14 protein-coding genes and 1 pseudogene are annotated in these 14330 nt (G+C 61.5%); 9 read left to right on the forward strand and 6 right to left on the reverse strand.

Annotated elements, in window-relative coordinates:
- Positions 1-42 precede the first annotated feature (42 nt).
- Both ANTHELSMS3_RS10160 and ANTHELSMS3_RS10165 read right to left on the reverse strand, forming a co-directional pair.
- Positions 43-2148, reverse strand: coding sequence for a bifunctional trypsin-like peptidase domain-containing/SEL1-like repeat protein (locus ANTHELSMS3_RS10160; RefSeq protein WP_094034768.1), 2106 nt, complete (start codon positions 2146-2148; stop codon positions 43-45).
- Positions 2149-2227: 79 nt separating this feature from the next.
- Positions 2228-3193: a threonine ammonia-lyase gene (locus ANTHELSMS3_RS10165; protein ID WP_094034769.1), complete on the reverse strand. Its 966-nt coding sequence runs from the start codon at positions 3191-3193 to the stop codon at positions 2228-2230.
- 94 nt (positions 3194-3287) lie between these two features.
- On the opposite strand from ANTHELSMS3_RS10165, the gene ANTHELSMS3_RS10170 reads away from it, so the two are divergent.
- From ANTHELSMS3_RS10170 to ANTHELSMS3_RS10190, 5 genes and pseudogenes are all read left to right on the forward strand, one after another.
- Positions 3288-3806 (forward strand): DUF1643 domain-containing protein, encoded by a 519-nt coding sequence (locus ANTHELSMS3_RS10170; RefSeq protein ID WP_094037044.1) that lies wholly within the window; start codon positions 3288-3290, stop codon positions 3804-3806.
- The gene (locus tag ANTHELSMS3_RS10175; protein WP_094034770.1) at positions 3796-4080 is read left to right on the forward strand and encodes a DUF5665 domain-containing protein; all 285 of its coding nucleotides are present in this window, start codon (positions 3796-3798) and stop codon (positions 4078-4080) included. Before ANTHELSMS3_RS10170 ends, ANTHELSMS3_RS10175 begins: the two co-directional genes overlap by 11 nt.
- Before the next feature lie 99 nt (positions 4081-4179).
- Positions 4180-4827 carry a hypothetical protein gene (locus tag ANTHELSMS3_RS10180; protein WP_094034771.1) on the forward strand — a complete coding sequence of 216 codons (648 nt, stop codon included), beginning with the start codon at positions 4180-4182 and terminating at the stop codon, positions 4825-4827.
- Between the two features lie 131 nt (positions 4828-4958).
- On the forward strand, positions 4959-5228 hold the full coding sequence (gene rpsO / locus ANTHELSMS3_RS10185) for a 30S ribosomal protein S15 (protein WP_089278349.1): 270 nt from the start codon (positions 4959-4961) through the stop codon (positions 5226-5228).
- A gap of 195 nt (positions 5229-5423) precedes the next feature.
- Positions 5424-6280 (forward strand): annotated as a pseudogene (locus tag ANTHELSMS3_RS10190) (IS5 family transposase).
- A gap of 154 nt (positions 6281-6434) precedes the next feature.
- On the opposite strand, the gene ANTHELSMS3_RS10195 reads toward ANTHELSMS3_RS10190, so the two are convergent.
- A complete protein-coding gene (locus ANTHELSMS3_RS10195; protein ID WP_094034772.1) occupies positions 6435-7691 on the reverse strand; it encodes a cation:proton antiporter in 1257 nt (418 codons plus the stop codon).
- Positions 7692-7967: 276 nt separating this feature from the next.
- On the opposite strand from ANTHELSMS3_RS10195, the gene pnp reads away from it, so the two are divergent.
- A complete protein-coding gene (gene pnp / locus ANTHELSMS3_RS10200; RefSeq protein WP_094034773.1) occupies positions 7968-10109 on the forward strand; it encodes a polyribonucleotide nucleotidyltransferase in 2142 nt (713 codons plus the stop codon).
- 75 nt (positions 10110-10184) lie between these two features.
- Here pnp and ANTHELSMS3_RS10205 read toward each other — a convergent pair whose 3' ends face one another.
- Complete coding sequence (locus ANTHELSMS3_RS10205) at positions 10185-10397, reverse strand: hypothetical protein (RefSeq protein WP_254694899.1); 213 nt, start codon at positions 10395-10397, stop codon at positions 10185-10187.
- Between the two features lie 440 nt (positions 10398-10837).
- On the opposite strand from ANTHELSMS3_RS10205, the gene ANTHELSMS3_RS10210 reads away from it, so the two are divergent.
- Positions 10838-11191, forward strand: a complete 354-nt coding sequence (locus ANTHELSMS3_RS10210) for a YigZ family protein (RefSeq protein ID WP_094034774.1) — start codon at positions 10838-10840, stop codon at positions 11189-11191.
- 18 nt (positions 11192-11209) lie between these two features.
- On the opposite strand, the gene ANTHELSMS3_RS10215 is transcribed toward ANTHELSMS3_RS10210, so the two are convergent.
- Complete coding sequence (locus ANTHELSMS3_RS10215) at positions 11210-11638, reverse strand: organic hydroperoxide resistance protein (RefSeq protein WP_094034775.1); 429 nt, start codon at positions 11636-11638, stop codon at positions 11210-11212.
- A 167-nt stretch (positions 11639-11805) separates the two neighbouring features.
- On the opposite strand from ANTHELSMS3_RS10215, the gene ANTHELSMS3_RS10220 reads away from it, so the two are divergent.
- Positions 11806-12237 (forward strand): MarR family winged helix-turn-helix transcriptional regulator, encoded by a 432-nt coding sequence (locus ANTHELSMS3_RS10220; RefSeq protein ID WP_254694900.1) that lies wholly within the window; start codon positions 11806-11808, stop codon positions 12235-12237.
- 176 nt (positions 12238-12413) lie between these two features.
- Here the strand turns inward: ANTHELSMS3_RS10220 and ANTHELSMS3_RS10225 are convergent, their stop codons facing one another.
- The gene (locus ANTHELSMS3_RS10225) at positions 12414-13100 is read right to left on the reverse strand and encodes a response regulator transcription factor (protein WP_094034777.1); all 687 of its coding nucleotides are present in this window, start codon (positions 13098-13100) and stop codon (positions 12414-12416) included.
- 147 nt (positions 13101-13247) lie between these two features.
- On the opposite strand from ANTHELSMS3_RS10225, the gene ribA reads away from it, so the two are divergent.
- Positions 13248-14330, forward strand: a complete 1083-nt coding sequence (ribA, locus tag ANTHELSMS3_RS10230; RefSeq protein WP_094034778.1) for a GTP cyclohydrolase II — start codon at positions 13248-13250, stop codon at positions 14328-14330.

The raw sequence follows: 14330 nt of genomic DNA on the forward strand, positions 1-14330 counted from the left end.
AGCACAAAAGGCCGGACTGCAGGTTTGGGAATATGTGACAGGTCATTGCGGCAGGAGACGGCGCATCGCCTCTTGTGTCTGCTGGCCGATGCGGCCATCGGTTGTGCCGGAATAGACGCCCTCGGCAGCCAGCGCCTGTTGCAGCGCGCGGGCGGTGTCGGTGGTCCAGCCTGTACTCTCGCGGTTGAGGGACCAGTCGTTGCCTGCTTTCAAAGAGGCGATGTACAGGCGTGCAGCCTCTGCCGGGTCGGCCGCAACGCCCCGGCCCTGTTCGGTGAGCCAGGCAAGGGCGAACAGCGCGCCGGGGTTGTTGCCGTCCGCAGCCGTCTTGTACCAGCGGACGGCCTCTGTGTCGGATTGGGTGACGCCACGCCCCCACAGGTACATATTGCCCAAGGCCAATTGGGCATCTGAAAAATCCTGTTCGGCGGCGTCGCGGTATAGCCGGGCGGCGCGGGCATCGGATTTCTCGACGCCGTTGCCCAACATGTAAAGCTGGCCAAGGTTGAATTGCGCGCTCGCGTTGCCCTGTACGGCAGATTTTTCGAACCACTCGGCAGCGGTTTTGTCGGACTGCGGGACGATTTCGCCCGCACGGTAGAGGTCACCTAATTGGTCTTGCGCGCCGTGATAACCTGCGTCGGCCCCCTCCTGATACAGTTTCAGTGCCCGGTCCGGGTCGGCGGTGACGCCCTGTCCGTGCTGGTAAATCACGCCCAGTGCTGTCTTGGCGATGGGGTGGCCTTGCGCTGCGGATTTTTCAAACCATTCGCGGGCTTCTTGCGGATCGGGATCTGTCCCCAACCCCCAGAGATACGAGATCCCAAGCCCGGCCTGACCAATTGCATCCCCGGCGAGGGCGGCGGTGCGGTAGGCGGTAAACGCCTCGTCGGATCGTTCTGCTGCGCTGAGGGCCTCTGCGAGAAAACCGGTTAGGCGCGGGTGATCGGGAAAGGTGTCCAGCGCGCTGCGGCAGGCGGCGATGGCGGGGTCCGGGTCGATCTCTTCGAACACCATGCCCTTGGCCAGCATCAGACCGCGCGCCCGGTCGGGGTGATAGCGGTCCCCGGCAAGGCGGTCGCAGTCCTGCACGTCGGCATCGGCGGCCATGCGCTCGGCCAGCGTGGATTCGGGCGGTGTTGGGGCAGGCACCGGCTGCATCGCCGCAATCAGGCGGGTGGCCGTGCGCGCGGCGGCTGTGTCAGGGGCCTCTGCCACCAGTGCCTCCAGCGCGGTGCGGCGGGCGGTGTCGTCGGACAGATCCAGCGCCTCTGACAGGCTGGTAAAGGCGCGCGTTTCTGACGTGTCCGGCGCGGGGGCGGGCGCGGTGCCGGTGGCGGCGGTCAGCACGGCGCTGTTGGCAAGGATCTGCGCCATCGGGATCGCGTAGTTGATGCTGTTGCGGGCAGATCCAGCGTGGTGCAGTCCGATCACCTGCCGTGAGGTCGCGTCGATCACCGGAGAGCCGGAGTTGCCGGGCAGCGTATCGCAGGTGTGCAGCAGTTTGCCATCCGACAACGCAGGAGCGTTGGCGCGGCATTTTTCGCGGCTGATGCGCTGCGCCTCTCCCATCGGGTGGCCGATGATCCAGTAGGGGTCATTGTCGAGCGGCGTGGCCGAGGCCAGTTGCAGGGCACCGAACTCTCGTCCCGGCGAGTCGCCGAGGATGCGCAGGACGGTGTAATCCAGCGGCTTGGACGTCTCGACCGGGGCGGGATCGACAAGGAATGAGGTGGTGCCTTCTGTCACACCTTCATTGGTGTAGCCCATGACAAACCGCACCCCGACGATAGAGGTTGCGTTGGCCTTTTCATTGTCGATGATGCCTGGGACGCAATGGTTGTTGGTCATGATCAGGTCATCGGCCACTAGAAAGGCGGTGCAGGGAAAGACGCCGTTGTCGGTGGCCACGTCCAGACGGCCCACGGACCGTCCGATACTGGCAAAGATCGATTTCGCCGAATAGGTCGAGATAAATTCGTTGTTGTAGGCGCCAAAGGCGGCCTCGGGGATGGCATCACCGCCGAATTGTTTGCGTGACAGGACGGTGTGACCAAAGGAGTCGAGGTCAAAGCCGATCAGTTCCTGTGCTGTGGCGGGAACGGCATAAAGCAGGGCAGCAGCAGAGAGCGTGGCAAGGCGTTTCATCTGTAGTCCCCTTGAATCCAAGGTTGTACTATAGCACTTGCGGCGCGCCTTGGGGGCGGGGGAATTCCGGACCCGGTCTTTAGCCTGACAAGGCGCGGATCAACAAATCCGGGTCAAGGTTGCCGCCAGAGATGGTGCAGATGACCGTGTCGCCCGCAATTTCCGTGCCGTGAAACAGGGCTGCGGCCAGTGCTGCGGCACCGCCCGGTTCGGCAATGACCTTTAGGTGGCGGGCGGCCAGCGCCATGGCCTGCAACACCTCATCGTCGGTGACAACGATGCCCGGACCGCAGAGGCGGGCGTTGATCGGAAAGGTGATCTCTCCGGGGCTGGGCGTCAGGATGGCGTCGCACAGGCCACCGGCCTCCTTGGCGTTGGTTTCCCGCTGGCCAGAGAGCAGTGAGCGGGCGGTATCGTCAAATCCGGCCGGTTCAGCGGGGCGGGGGCGCAGGCCGGGAGCGCGCGCCTCCAGCGCCAGCGCGATCCCGGCGGTCAGCCCGCCGCCGCCGCAGCAGATCAGCACGTCCGCCTCTGTCACGCCTGTCTCTGTGGCTTGTTCTGCGATCTCCAGCCCGCAGGTGCCCTGACCGGCGATGACCTGCGGATCGTCATAGGGCCTGACCAGCGTCAGATCGCGGGCGGCGGCAATCTCGGCCCCGATCTTTTCACGGCTTTCGCGGCCCCGGTCATACAGGACCACCTCTGCCCCGTAGGACCGCGTGCCATCTATCTTGGCGGCGGGGGCGTCCGACGGCATCAGGATAACGGCTGGCACACCCAGTTTTTGTGCGGCCAACGCCACGCCTTGCGCATGGTTGCCCGAGGAAAAGGCGATCACGCCTTTGGCGCGCTGGTCTTCGGGCAGGGCGGTCAGCGCCGACCATGCGCCGCGAAACTTGAAGCTGCCGGTGTGTTGCAGACATTCGGGTTTTACCAGAACGCGCCGCCCCGCGATGGCGTCAAGCGCCTGCGCGGACAGCAGCGGCGTGCGGCGGGTGATGCCGCTGGCGCGGGTGGCGGCGGCCTCGATCATCTGGATGTTCATGAAATGCTCCGTCTGGCTGCGGGCAGGGGGCCGCAGGGGACGCGGAATGTCAATCGCCCTTGAACGTCCCGCGCGGGCGGGGCAGCTTGGCCGCATGATAGAACGGCATGCACATCAGGACGGGCAGCGCAGCACCGCGTGGTATTCGCCTTGTGAAACTTATCGTTATGGGTTGCGCCGGGTTTGGGATGCCGATGCCGGAGAGGTGTTGTTTGTGATGCTGAACCCCTCGACCGCCAGCGAGCTGCAAAACGATCCGACCATCGAGCGATGCCAGCGGCGGACGCGGGCGTTGGGCTATGGGGCGATGCGGATTGCCAACCTGTTTGCCTATCGCGCCACCCGGCCAGAGGATCTGCGCCGTGCCAATGATCCTGAGGGGCCAGAGAATGCCGCGCTTTTGGCGGACTGGTCGGGCGCTGCGGATTTGACGCTGGCGGCCTGGGGCGTACATGGCGCGTTGCAGGGCGCCGGGGCAAAAGCGGCGGCCTTGCTTTCGGGCGATGTGCGCCATCTGGGTTTGACAAAGGCCGGACATCCGCGCCACCCGCTATATGTGTCCTATGCGGTTCTACCGGAACCCTGGCCAAAGGAGATGCGCTATGCCGCCTGAATCTGACGACGACTTGCGCCTAGAGCTTGCCCGGCTTGCCGATGAGGTGGCGCTGTTGAACAGCCATCGCTTTGTGCGAATCCACAATAATGTGCCGCGCTTGATGTTCTTTCAGTTCCTGCGCGGCCTGATGCTGGGCCTTGGCACGGCGGTCGGGGCCACGGCGTTGGTGTCGGTGGCGGTTCTGGTGCTCAGCCATATCGAATTTATTCCCATCCTCGGCGATCTGGCCACTGCCCTGATCCAGGAAATCAAGATCGAGGTCACCGAGTAAGCACTGTTTAACCGTGGGGTGCGACACTCGGGGCTGTTCTCTAGGTGGCCCGGGCATTTCGTGCGTCGCCACCTGTGGGCACGAAACGGGGCAGTACCGATGTATCTATTGGCCGGGCTCATGGGACTCATGGCGCTGGGATCTGTTGCCATTGTCAGCATGGGCGATGACACCGACGACACGCCTCACGAGGACGGCGACGAACTTGATGCCGTTGCGGCCTCTCTCGACGTCGATCCCGAACAGGATGGGGTATGGCACCGGCATGACGACGATGCGTTGGCGGATGGGCGGTCGCTGTTCGATCGCATGGGTTTGATCAATATTTTTGATGCGGCCCCTTCGGAGGCAGGGGAGCCATCTGCCGAGCCGGTCGAAGAGGCGCAGGGCGCGGTTGAGGTGCTCACGCTGCATGGATTCCGGATCGAGGTTGGCGATGCTGCGCAGGAGCAAGCGTTGCCCGGCGGCGCAATGCCCGGTGACATAGTGGCCGATGCCCGGTCAGAGCCGATTGAGCAGCTTGACTATGACGCAGCGGAAGACCAGCTGCTGATTGTCTTTGATGACAGCACGCCAGGGCCAGAACCACAGTTGGAAATGCGGCTCAGCAAGGATGATCCCGACACGACCGAGATCAGGCTGGGCGGTAGGGTGCTGGCGAACTTGCCCACCGATGAGGCTCCGCCGCTGTCGTCCATCTTTCTGGTCGGTGAAAGCGACGCTGCGGCACTCGGGTTGGCGGGTTGAGGATTGCCGCCTTGCCAAGTGGCGCGGAATCACGTACCTGCGCGCATCCGCTACTGCGGACCTCTCCACGGGCTTTGCTGGACGACATCCCGGCTTGTGCCATAACCCTTTGATCCGAAAAGGAGACCCCGATGTCGATTACTGCGGAAGAAAAGACCCGCCTGATGAAGGAATACGCCACCAAGGAAGGTGACACCGGCTCGCCCGAAGTGCAGGTGGCCATCCTGACATCGCGTATCACCACGCTGACCGAACATTTCAAGAGCCACAAGAAGGACAACCACTCGCGTCGTGGCCTTCTGATGATGGTGGCACAGCGCCGCAAGCTTCTGGATTATCTCAAGGCCAAGGACGAAGCGCGCTACAAGTCGCTGATCTCCAGCTTGGGCATCCGCCGCTAAACGCGAGCGTCCTCGAATGAGCGATACGCGCCCGTCTCCGACAGGAGGCGGGCGTTTCGCGTTTCTGGCCTTTGCGTTGGGAGAGTTACGAGGTCGGACATTGGTCATGGCCAAGGACAGCCGTTTTCCTAGGCTCAGGACCCATTGATTTCAGCGAAGGGGCATGATTCACCGCGCGAAAACCGAGCGGTTAACATGTCTGATCTCTTCTGGCTGACGGATGCGCAGATGGCGCGCCTGGAGCCCTTCTTCCCAAAGTCCCACGGCAAGCCGCGCGTCGATGACAGGCGTGTGTTGATCGGGATTACCTTCATCAATCGCAATGGCTTGCGGTGGCGCGATGCCCCTGCTGCCTATGGGCCGCACAAGACGCTGTACAACCGTTGGAAACGGTGGAGCGACAAGGGCATCTTGGCGCGGATGATGGCCGGTTTGGCCGCCAAACACGGCGAACAGAAAACCGTGATGATCCCCTCTCATGGTTTGCAGGCAAACCACTGCCGGGCAGTGGACGCGACGTATCTGAAGGCCCACCGGACAGCGACCAGCATGGGCGTCGAAAAGGGGGGCGTGGACGCCTGATTGGCCGAACCAAAGGCGGCATGAATACGAAACTGCACGCTATCTGCGACAGTCACGGACGCCCGCTGAACCTGTTCGTGACCGCAGGACAGGCCAGCGACTACATCGGCGCACGGGCGTTGTTGAGCAGTCTGCCGAAAGTCGATTGGCTGCTCGGAGATCGTGGATACGATGCAGATTGGTTCCGAGAAGCGTTGCAAGACAAAGGGATACACGCCTGCATCCCTGGCCGGAAACAGCGAAAGAAAACCGTCAAATACGACAAGCGTCGGTACAAGCGGCGCAACCGGATCGAGATCATGTTCGGCAGGTTGAAAGATTGGCGGCGCGTGGCAACCCGCTATGACAGGTGCCCGAAGGTCTTCCTCTCAGCCATCGCCCTTGCAGCGCTCGTCATCTATTGGCTATGTGTCCTGACCCTAGGGTTGACCGGCGCGCGCATAGGAACGGTCCCGCAGATCTTTGCATGACGGTTTGACAAGGCATTGCGCAATGAAATCCAGTTTCCACAGACCGTGCCAACGGAGGCGATGACCAGTCCGGGGCTTTGGGGTCGCCGCGCTACGCCGGTCGGCGTGGCTGGGACAGAGCCTTTCGCGGTGGATCCTAGCTGGACCGCCTTCGTCAGACAAGGTCAGGTTCCCGCCCGACCCGGCTGGCGAGTTTGCCCACGGTCAATCCCTGCACGATGATCGAGAAGACGACGATCACATAGGTCACGGTCAGGATCAACGGTTTCCACTCTCCATCCGGCAGTGAAAGCGCCAGCGCGACAGAGATACCGCCCTTCAGTCCTCCCCAGGTCATGATCGGCATGACGCCGGGCGCAAAGGAGCGAAAAGGCTTTAGCATCAGGATTGGCACCACCACGGCAGTCAGCCGCCCGAACAGCGCCAGTGCGATGCACAGCACGCCGGTGATCAGCATGTTTGCCTCAAGCTCGACGGCGAAAATCTCGACGCCGATGAGCATAAACAGGACGGCGTTCAGGATCTCATCCACCAGCACCCAGAACTTTTCCACATATTCGCGGGTTTCCTCGGACATGCCGTGCTTGGCGCCGATGTCGCCAATCAGCAGGCCCGCGGAAACCGCCGCGATGGGCGCGGAGAAATGTAGGAAAATCGCCAATTCGTAGCCGCCAAAGGCCAGCGCGAGGGTCAGCAGCACCTCAAGTGCGTAGTCGTCGATATGGCGCATGACGCGAAAGGTCAGCCAGCCCAAAACGATGCCCAAGACAGCACCGCCTAGTGCCTCTTGCGCGAACAGCTTGGCCGCGTCCATCGCCGGGCTGCCGTGGGCGTCGCCATGCGACAGTGCCGGAAAGGCAAGGCCGACAAGAACAAGAAACACAACATAGCCAACGCCATCATTGAACAGGCTTTCGCCCGCGACCTGCGTTTCGAGTGACTTGCGCAGATTGGCCTGTTTCAGAACACCCATGACGGCCACAGGGTCGGTGGGTGAGATCAGAGCACCAAAGACCAGCGCAATCAGGATCGGTGCGCCGGTTAGCCAGTGAAAGCCCATGCCGATGACGGCCGTCGACAGCGCCACGCCGATGGTCGCCATCAGCAGGACGGTGGGCCAGACCGCACGCAAATCCGACAGCTTGACATGTAGTGCCCCAGCAAACAGCAACAGCCCCAGCATCCCCTCCAGCAGTGCGTCAGAAAAGTCGATGCCCGTCACCACGCCGCGCAGTGTGTCGGCTATCCCCAAGGTGGGCATCGCCACATCCAGACCCAGCGCCGCCATCGAGGCCAGCAGTGCCACCACAAGGATGCCGATCGCCGAAGGCAGCCGGAAGAAGAAGTAGTTGATGGTGCCGAAAACCCCGGCAAGCACGATGAGGAGAGAGGTGATCTGCAGCAGGGTCATGGGGGCGCTTCACTTGAAATAACTGTTCGGCCTGTATCACGGCGCAGGCAATGTGGCGAAAGCTTTTGACACCAAGCAATTATTCTCCAGCAGCCGGCGAGGTGGGGCTATTGGACGGCTTCACAAAGGTTGTTGTCTGCTGTATGGGCCTCGCATCTGAGACGTGACGCACTGACCCGGCGCATGGGATGATGAAAGGGTCGGCGGCAATGGGGCCGCTAGTCAATCGGAGGACCCGGGCCAAGGGGCTTGGGAGTGCCTCCAAGAGGATTTTTGATGTTCAAAGAAGTGAAAAAGACGCTGCAGTGGGGCGAAGAAACGCTCACGCTGGAAACGGGCAAGGTTGCCCGCCAGGCAGACGGCACCGTCATTGCCACCCTGGGCGAAACATCCGTCATGGCCAACGTGACGTTTGCAAAGCAGCAGAAGGAAGGCCAGGATTTCTTTCCCCTGACCGTCCACTATCAGGAAAAATACTATGCGGCCGGCAAGGTGCCCGGCGGTTTCTTCAAGCGTGAGGCACGGCCCACCGAGAAAGAAACGCTGACAGCGCGCCTGATCGACCGTCCGATCCGCCCGCTGTTTGTGCCCGGCTTCAAGAACGAAGTCCTGGTCATGTGCACCGTGCTGAGCCACGACCTTGTCAACGACCCCGACATCGTCGCCATGATCGCCGCCTCTGCCGCGCTAACCATTTCCGGCGCTCCGTTCCGTGGCCCGATCGCGGGCGCGCGCGTTGGTTTCGAGGACGGTGAATACGTCCTGAACCCGACAGTCGACGACATGCACCAGCTGCGCAACAACCCCGAGCAGCGGCTCGATCTGGTTGTCGCGGGCACCAAGGACGCGGTCATGATGGTCGAATCCGAGGCCTATGAGCTGACCGAGGATGAGATGCTGGGCGCGGTCATGTTCGCACATGAAAGCATCCAGCCGGTGATCGACACGATCATCGAACTGGCTGAGGAAGCCGCGAAAGAGCCGTTTGATTTTCAGGCCCCCGATTACTCGGCGCTGTTCGAAGTCGTCAAAGGTCTTGGCGAAGAGAAGATGCGCGCCGCTTATGCGATTTCGGACAAGCAGGAACGCGTTGCTGCCGTGTCCGCGCTGAAGGATGAGATCAAGGCTGGTCTGAACGAAGAGCAGCTTGCAGATGCCAACCTTGGCCCGGCGATGAAAAAGCTGGAGTCGATGGTTCTGCGCGGTGACGTGGTCAAGAACGGTCGCCGTATTGACGGCCGTGCGCTAGACCAAATCCGTCCGATCGTGTCGGAAACCGGCCTGTTGCCGCGGACCCACGGGTCGGCGCTGTTCACCCGCGGTGAAACTCAGGCGCTGGCCGTTACTACGCTGGGCACCGGCGACGATGAGCAGTTCATCGACGCCCTGCACGGCAACTTCAAATCCAACTTCCTGCTGCACTACAACTTCCCCCCCTATTCGGTTGGCGAAGTTGGCCGTGTGAGCGGCCCGGGCCGTCGTGAGATCGGTCATGGCAAGCTGGCGTGGCGTGCCTTGCAGGCGGTTCTGCCGGCGGCGACGGATTTCCCCTATACCATCCGCATCGTGTCCGAGATCACCGAATCCAACGGCTCCAGCTCGATGGCGTCGGTTTGCGGTGGCTCCTTGTCGATGATGGACGCAGGTGTTCCGCTCAAGGCGCCGGTGGCCGGTGTGGCCATGGGTCTGGTGCTGGAAGATGATGGTTCTTATGGCATCCTGTCCGACATCCTGGGTGATGAGGATCACCTTGGCGACATGGACTTCAAGGTGGCCGGGACGGAAAACGGCATCACCTCGTTGCAGATGGACATCAAGGTTGCGGGCATCACGCCTGAGATCATGAAAGCCGCGCTGGCACAGGCCAAGACGGGCCGTCTGCACATTCTCGAAGAGATGTCCAAGGCGATCACAACGGCGGGTGAGTTCAGCGTTCACGCGCCGCGGATCGAGACCATGCAGATCCCGACCGACAAGATCCGTGAAGTGATCGGTTCGGGCGGCAAGGTGATCCGCGAGATCGTCGAAGTGTCGGGCGCAAAGGTCGACATCAACGACGAAGGCATCATCAAGATCGCTTCGCCGGACGGCGAGTCCATCAAAAAGGCCTATGACATGATCTATTCGATCGTGGCAGAGCCGGAAGAGGGCAAGGTCTACAAAGGCACGGTCGTCAAGATCGTCGACTTTGGCGCCTTTGTGAACTTCTTTGGCAAGCGTGACGGTCTGGTGCATGTCAGCCAGATCGAGAACAAGCGCCTGAACCATCCTTCGGACGTGCTGAAGGAAGGCCAAGAGGTCTACGTCAAGCTGCTGGGCTTTGACGATCGTGGCAAGGTGCGTCTGGCGATGAAGATGGTCGATCAGACAACCGGCGAAGAAGTCTCCAACGACGCGAAAGAAGACGCCGAGGGCTGATCCGCCCCCAGGTCTTCCTGACAAATAGAAAGCCCCGGACCGAAAGTCCGGGGCTTTTTTCGTCTGATCGGGGGATTACAGGTCGTCGTTCGCGCCGCGAACCACAGAGCGGGTGCCCTTGACCGCCAGCTTTGTTGCTCCGGCGGTGGCCTTTACAGCGGTCTTGCCGACAAAAAGCGAGGCATCGACCGTGTTGTCGAAAGCGCGTTCAGCGGAACAGCCCCCCAGCAGGGACAGGCTCAGGGCGGCGGCAGTTGCGGTCAGACCGTGCGAGATCATCAGTTTCATGGTCGCTCCTTTTCTGTGGGCGGCTCAGGGTCAGTTGGCCGGGCCTCGTGTCGGGGGGGATTGTCCCGTCAAGGCAGTCCGGCCCGGCCTCCTCCCTGTGCGGATTGGAATACAAGTTTTTATAAAACAAGGAAAACGAATAAGAATTATGGTTTAGATGAAATTTTCTGATGTTAAGATCGGGTGGAGACCAAAGCCGCGGGTTCCCTTTTGGGGAGGCGCAGGGGTCTTGGCCCCGCAGGGTTTCGCGCTTTCGCCATTTCAAGCAGCAGCCGGATCGGCGCGGGCGGTCCGGGTCCACGGCGGCCGCACCATCCCATGTCCGGACGGATCGGTGAGCGTTGTGAGGGGCAACGGCCTGTCCGGCAAACGGTGTGCCTTGCTAGCGCCGCACGGGCGCAGGTCTTGCATATGGCGTCCCGGGGTCCTAGGGCGGGGACATGCAGGTCCTGGAGAATATTATAAGCGACCGGGGGTCACGCTATGCGGTGTCTGGCGGCCCTTGCCACACGCCCGAAGAGGCGGCGCTTTTCCTGAAAGAACTGAAGCGGCGCAAAAAATTTGCCAAAGCCACGCACAACACATGGGCCTGCCTGACGACAGACGGGCCGTTGAAAAACGACGACGGTGAAAGTGGCGCGGGCATGGTGATCCTGCGAATGTTGGAACGCGAGGATCTGCGCGACACCATTGTCGTGGTGACGCGATGGTACGGTGGCAAACATCTGGGAGGCGACCGCTTTCGCCATGTGCAGGAGGCGGTCCGCCAGTTCATCGAGGCGCGAGGAGCCTGAGCCCCCCGCGCCACGCCATCACAGCAGTTCGGTTTCGACCGAGATGTTGCCTTGTGTTGCGTTCGAATAGGGGCAAATGAAATGGCCGCGCTCGACGATCTTTTCTGCCACATCACGGTCAACGCCGGGCAGCGCGACAATCAGTTTGACCTTGAGGCCAAAGCCGCCGTCATCGCGCGGGCCAATGCCCACATTGGCGGTAACGCGAGCGTCGTCTGGGACATCACCTAGGTTCTCGTTTTGCGCGGCAAAGCGCATCGCGCCGAGGTAGCAGGCGGCATAGCCGGTGGCGAACAGCTCTTCGGGGTTATGGCCTTTGCCAGAACCACCCAGTTCGGTGGGGCTGGTCATGGTCACGGTCAGCATCCCCGAGGCAAGGCCGGCGGTGCCGTTGCGGCCACCGCCGGTGGCCCAGGCTTCGGTCCAGTATTTTGCATCCACGCTCATGAAATGCTCCTTTCGTGTGAGATTGTATCCTTCACGATATAAGTGGTCCCGCCCAAGCGTTGTCAACGCTTGCGATTATATCGTGCGCGATTTATTCATTTCATATGACAAATACTCTTTCTCCCTCGGACATGCTGTGTTTTGCGCTGTACTCAGCCGGACATGCGATGCAACAGGCCTACAAGCCGCTGCTTGATCCGCTGGGGCTGACCTATCCGCAGTATCTGGTGCTGGCGGCACTGTGGGCCGAGGATGATCAAACGCTGGGTGCTCTGGCGACGCAAATGCAACTGGCGTCCAACACGCTGACGCCCTTGGTCAAACGGCTGGAGGCGAAGGGCATGCTGACCCGGCGCCGGGACCCGGCGGATGAGCGGCAGGTGAGGATCGCGTTGACAAAGACAGGGCGGGCACTGCAGGCGCATAGCGTTGAAGTGTCACGCTGCTTTCTGGACCGGACCGGGTTGTCGATGGAACAGGCAATCAGATTGCGTGACGATGTGTTGGGCCTGCGCGATACCCTGCGAGAGGCCAGCGATAAGGACAGCGCGGCAGGCGACGCTTACATTAGCGGCGGACAAAAAAAGGCCGGGCACTAGGCCCGGCCAAGTCCAACAGGGAGGTGCATGTGAAAACCCGCACATGCAACGGGAACTGATGGGTTCGATCTAAAGATGACCAAAGCCTATGATTTTGACCCACGTCAAAACCGGACACAGCCTACATTACTCCGGGAACTTTGATCGACACAATTCGACCTAAGCACACCCTACCTTCAGCTCACCAATCGATAGCCGCCAGATTCGGTGACCAGCAGGCGGGCGTTCGAGGGATCCGGCTCTATCTTCTGGCGCAAGCGGTAGATGTGGGTTTCCAGCGTGTGCGTTGTTACCCCGGCGTTGTAGCCCCAGACTTCATGCAGCAGGGTATCGCGCGGCACCACGCCTTCGGTCGATCGGTAGAGGAATTTGAGGATATTGGTTTCCTTCTCCGTCAGGCGAATTTTACGATCTTCTTCGGTAACCAGCATCTTCATCGCCGGTTTGAAGGTGTACGGGCCGACGGTGAATACCGCATCCTCGGACTGTTCGTGCTGGCGCAGTTGGGCGCGGATGCGGGCCAGAAGGACGGGAAACTTGAAGGGTTTGGTGACATAATCGTTGGCCCCCGCGTCCAGACCCAGAATGGTGTCGGAATCGCTGTCGTGGCCGGTCAGCATCAGGATCGGCGATTTGACCCCCTGCTTGCGCATCAGGCGGCACAGTTCTCGCCCGTCGGTGTCAGGCAGGCCGACGTCCAGAATGATCAGATCGTAGATCTGTTCCTTGACGCGCGACATGGCGGTGGCGCCGCTGTCAGCCTCGAAAACTTCAAAGTCTTCGGTCATGATCAACTGCTCGGCCAGTGCCTCGCGCAGGTCTTCTTCGTCATCGACCAGCAGGATGTTTCGCAGTTGCGCCATGGGCTCGGGTCTCCGTGTTGCGTTTCCTGCCATTTGTGACCAGAGTGCGCCTCCGGCAACCTTTGCTGCAAGCGGTTCACGGCCTCGTGTGCGTGAGGGCGAAATGTTACAGAATGTCGGGAAGTTGGCCAGCCGAAGGAGGCACAGGTGGGACTGAGGCCTGACCTGAATGAAACACTTGCCCGGGCGCGGGCGGATCTGCGGATGGGCGTACCTGTCGGGCTGACGGGTGGCGGTCAGACGGTGCTGGTTGCCTCTGCCGAGACACTGTCAGAGGCGCGGCTGTATGAGTTGCGCGCGCTGGGACCGCTGGATCTGGCGCTGACCGGGCGCAGGGCGGCGACACTCAAGGCGCGCGCCTATAACGATGGCGTCGCGCGCGTGGTGGTTCCCGAAGAGGCACAGTTGTCTTGGGTTCAGGATCTGGCAGACCCGGCGGACGATCTGGCGAACCCCATGAAGGGGCCACTGCAGACGCGGCGCGGTGGATCGGCCGTGCTGCACCGACTGGCGCTACAACTGTGCAAAGGCGCGCGCCTGTTGCCTGCTGCATTGGTGGTTGGGGTTTCGGCGGATAAGGTGACGACGGAGGGGCTGTTGTTGATCAATGCGGCAGAGGCCGCGCCGCTGCTCGACGCGTTGCCTGAGCTAGATCACGTCGTGTCTGCCCGTGTGCCGCTGCGTGCGGCAGAGAATGCGCGGCTGCACATCTACCGACCCAAGGACGGATCCGAGGAGCATTACGCCATAGAGATTGGTCGCCCCGACCGGGCCAGGCCGGTGCTGGCGCGACTGCATTCGGCCTGTTTTACCGGCGACCTGCTGGGGTCGCTGAAATGCGACTGCGGTCCGCAATTGAATGCGGCACTGGCACAGATGGGGCAGGAGGGGGCGGGCGTGCTGCTGTACCTGCAACAGGAAGGGCGCGGGATCGGTCTGGCCAACAAGATGCGCGCCTATGCCTTGCAGGATCAGGGGTTCGACACGGTCGAGGCCAATCACCGGCTGGGGTTTGAGGACGACGAAAGAGACTTTCGTTTGGGTGCGCAGATTCTTGAACAATTGGGGTTTTCCTCTGTCCGTTTGATGACGAACAACCCCGCCAAAATGCAAATGATGGAGAGCTGCGGCATCGCCGTGGCAGACCGCGTGCCTCTGAAGGTGGGTGAGACGCCGTTCAACAGCCGCTACCTTGCGGTAAAGGCCGCGAAATCCGGGCATCTGCTATGA

The sequence above is a fragment of the Antarctobacter heliothermus genome (assembly GCF_002237555.1).
Classification (GTDB): Bacteria; Pseudomonadota; Alphaproteobacteria; order Rhodobacterales; family Rhodobacteraceae; genus Antarctobacter; species Antarctobacter heliothermus_B.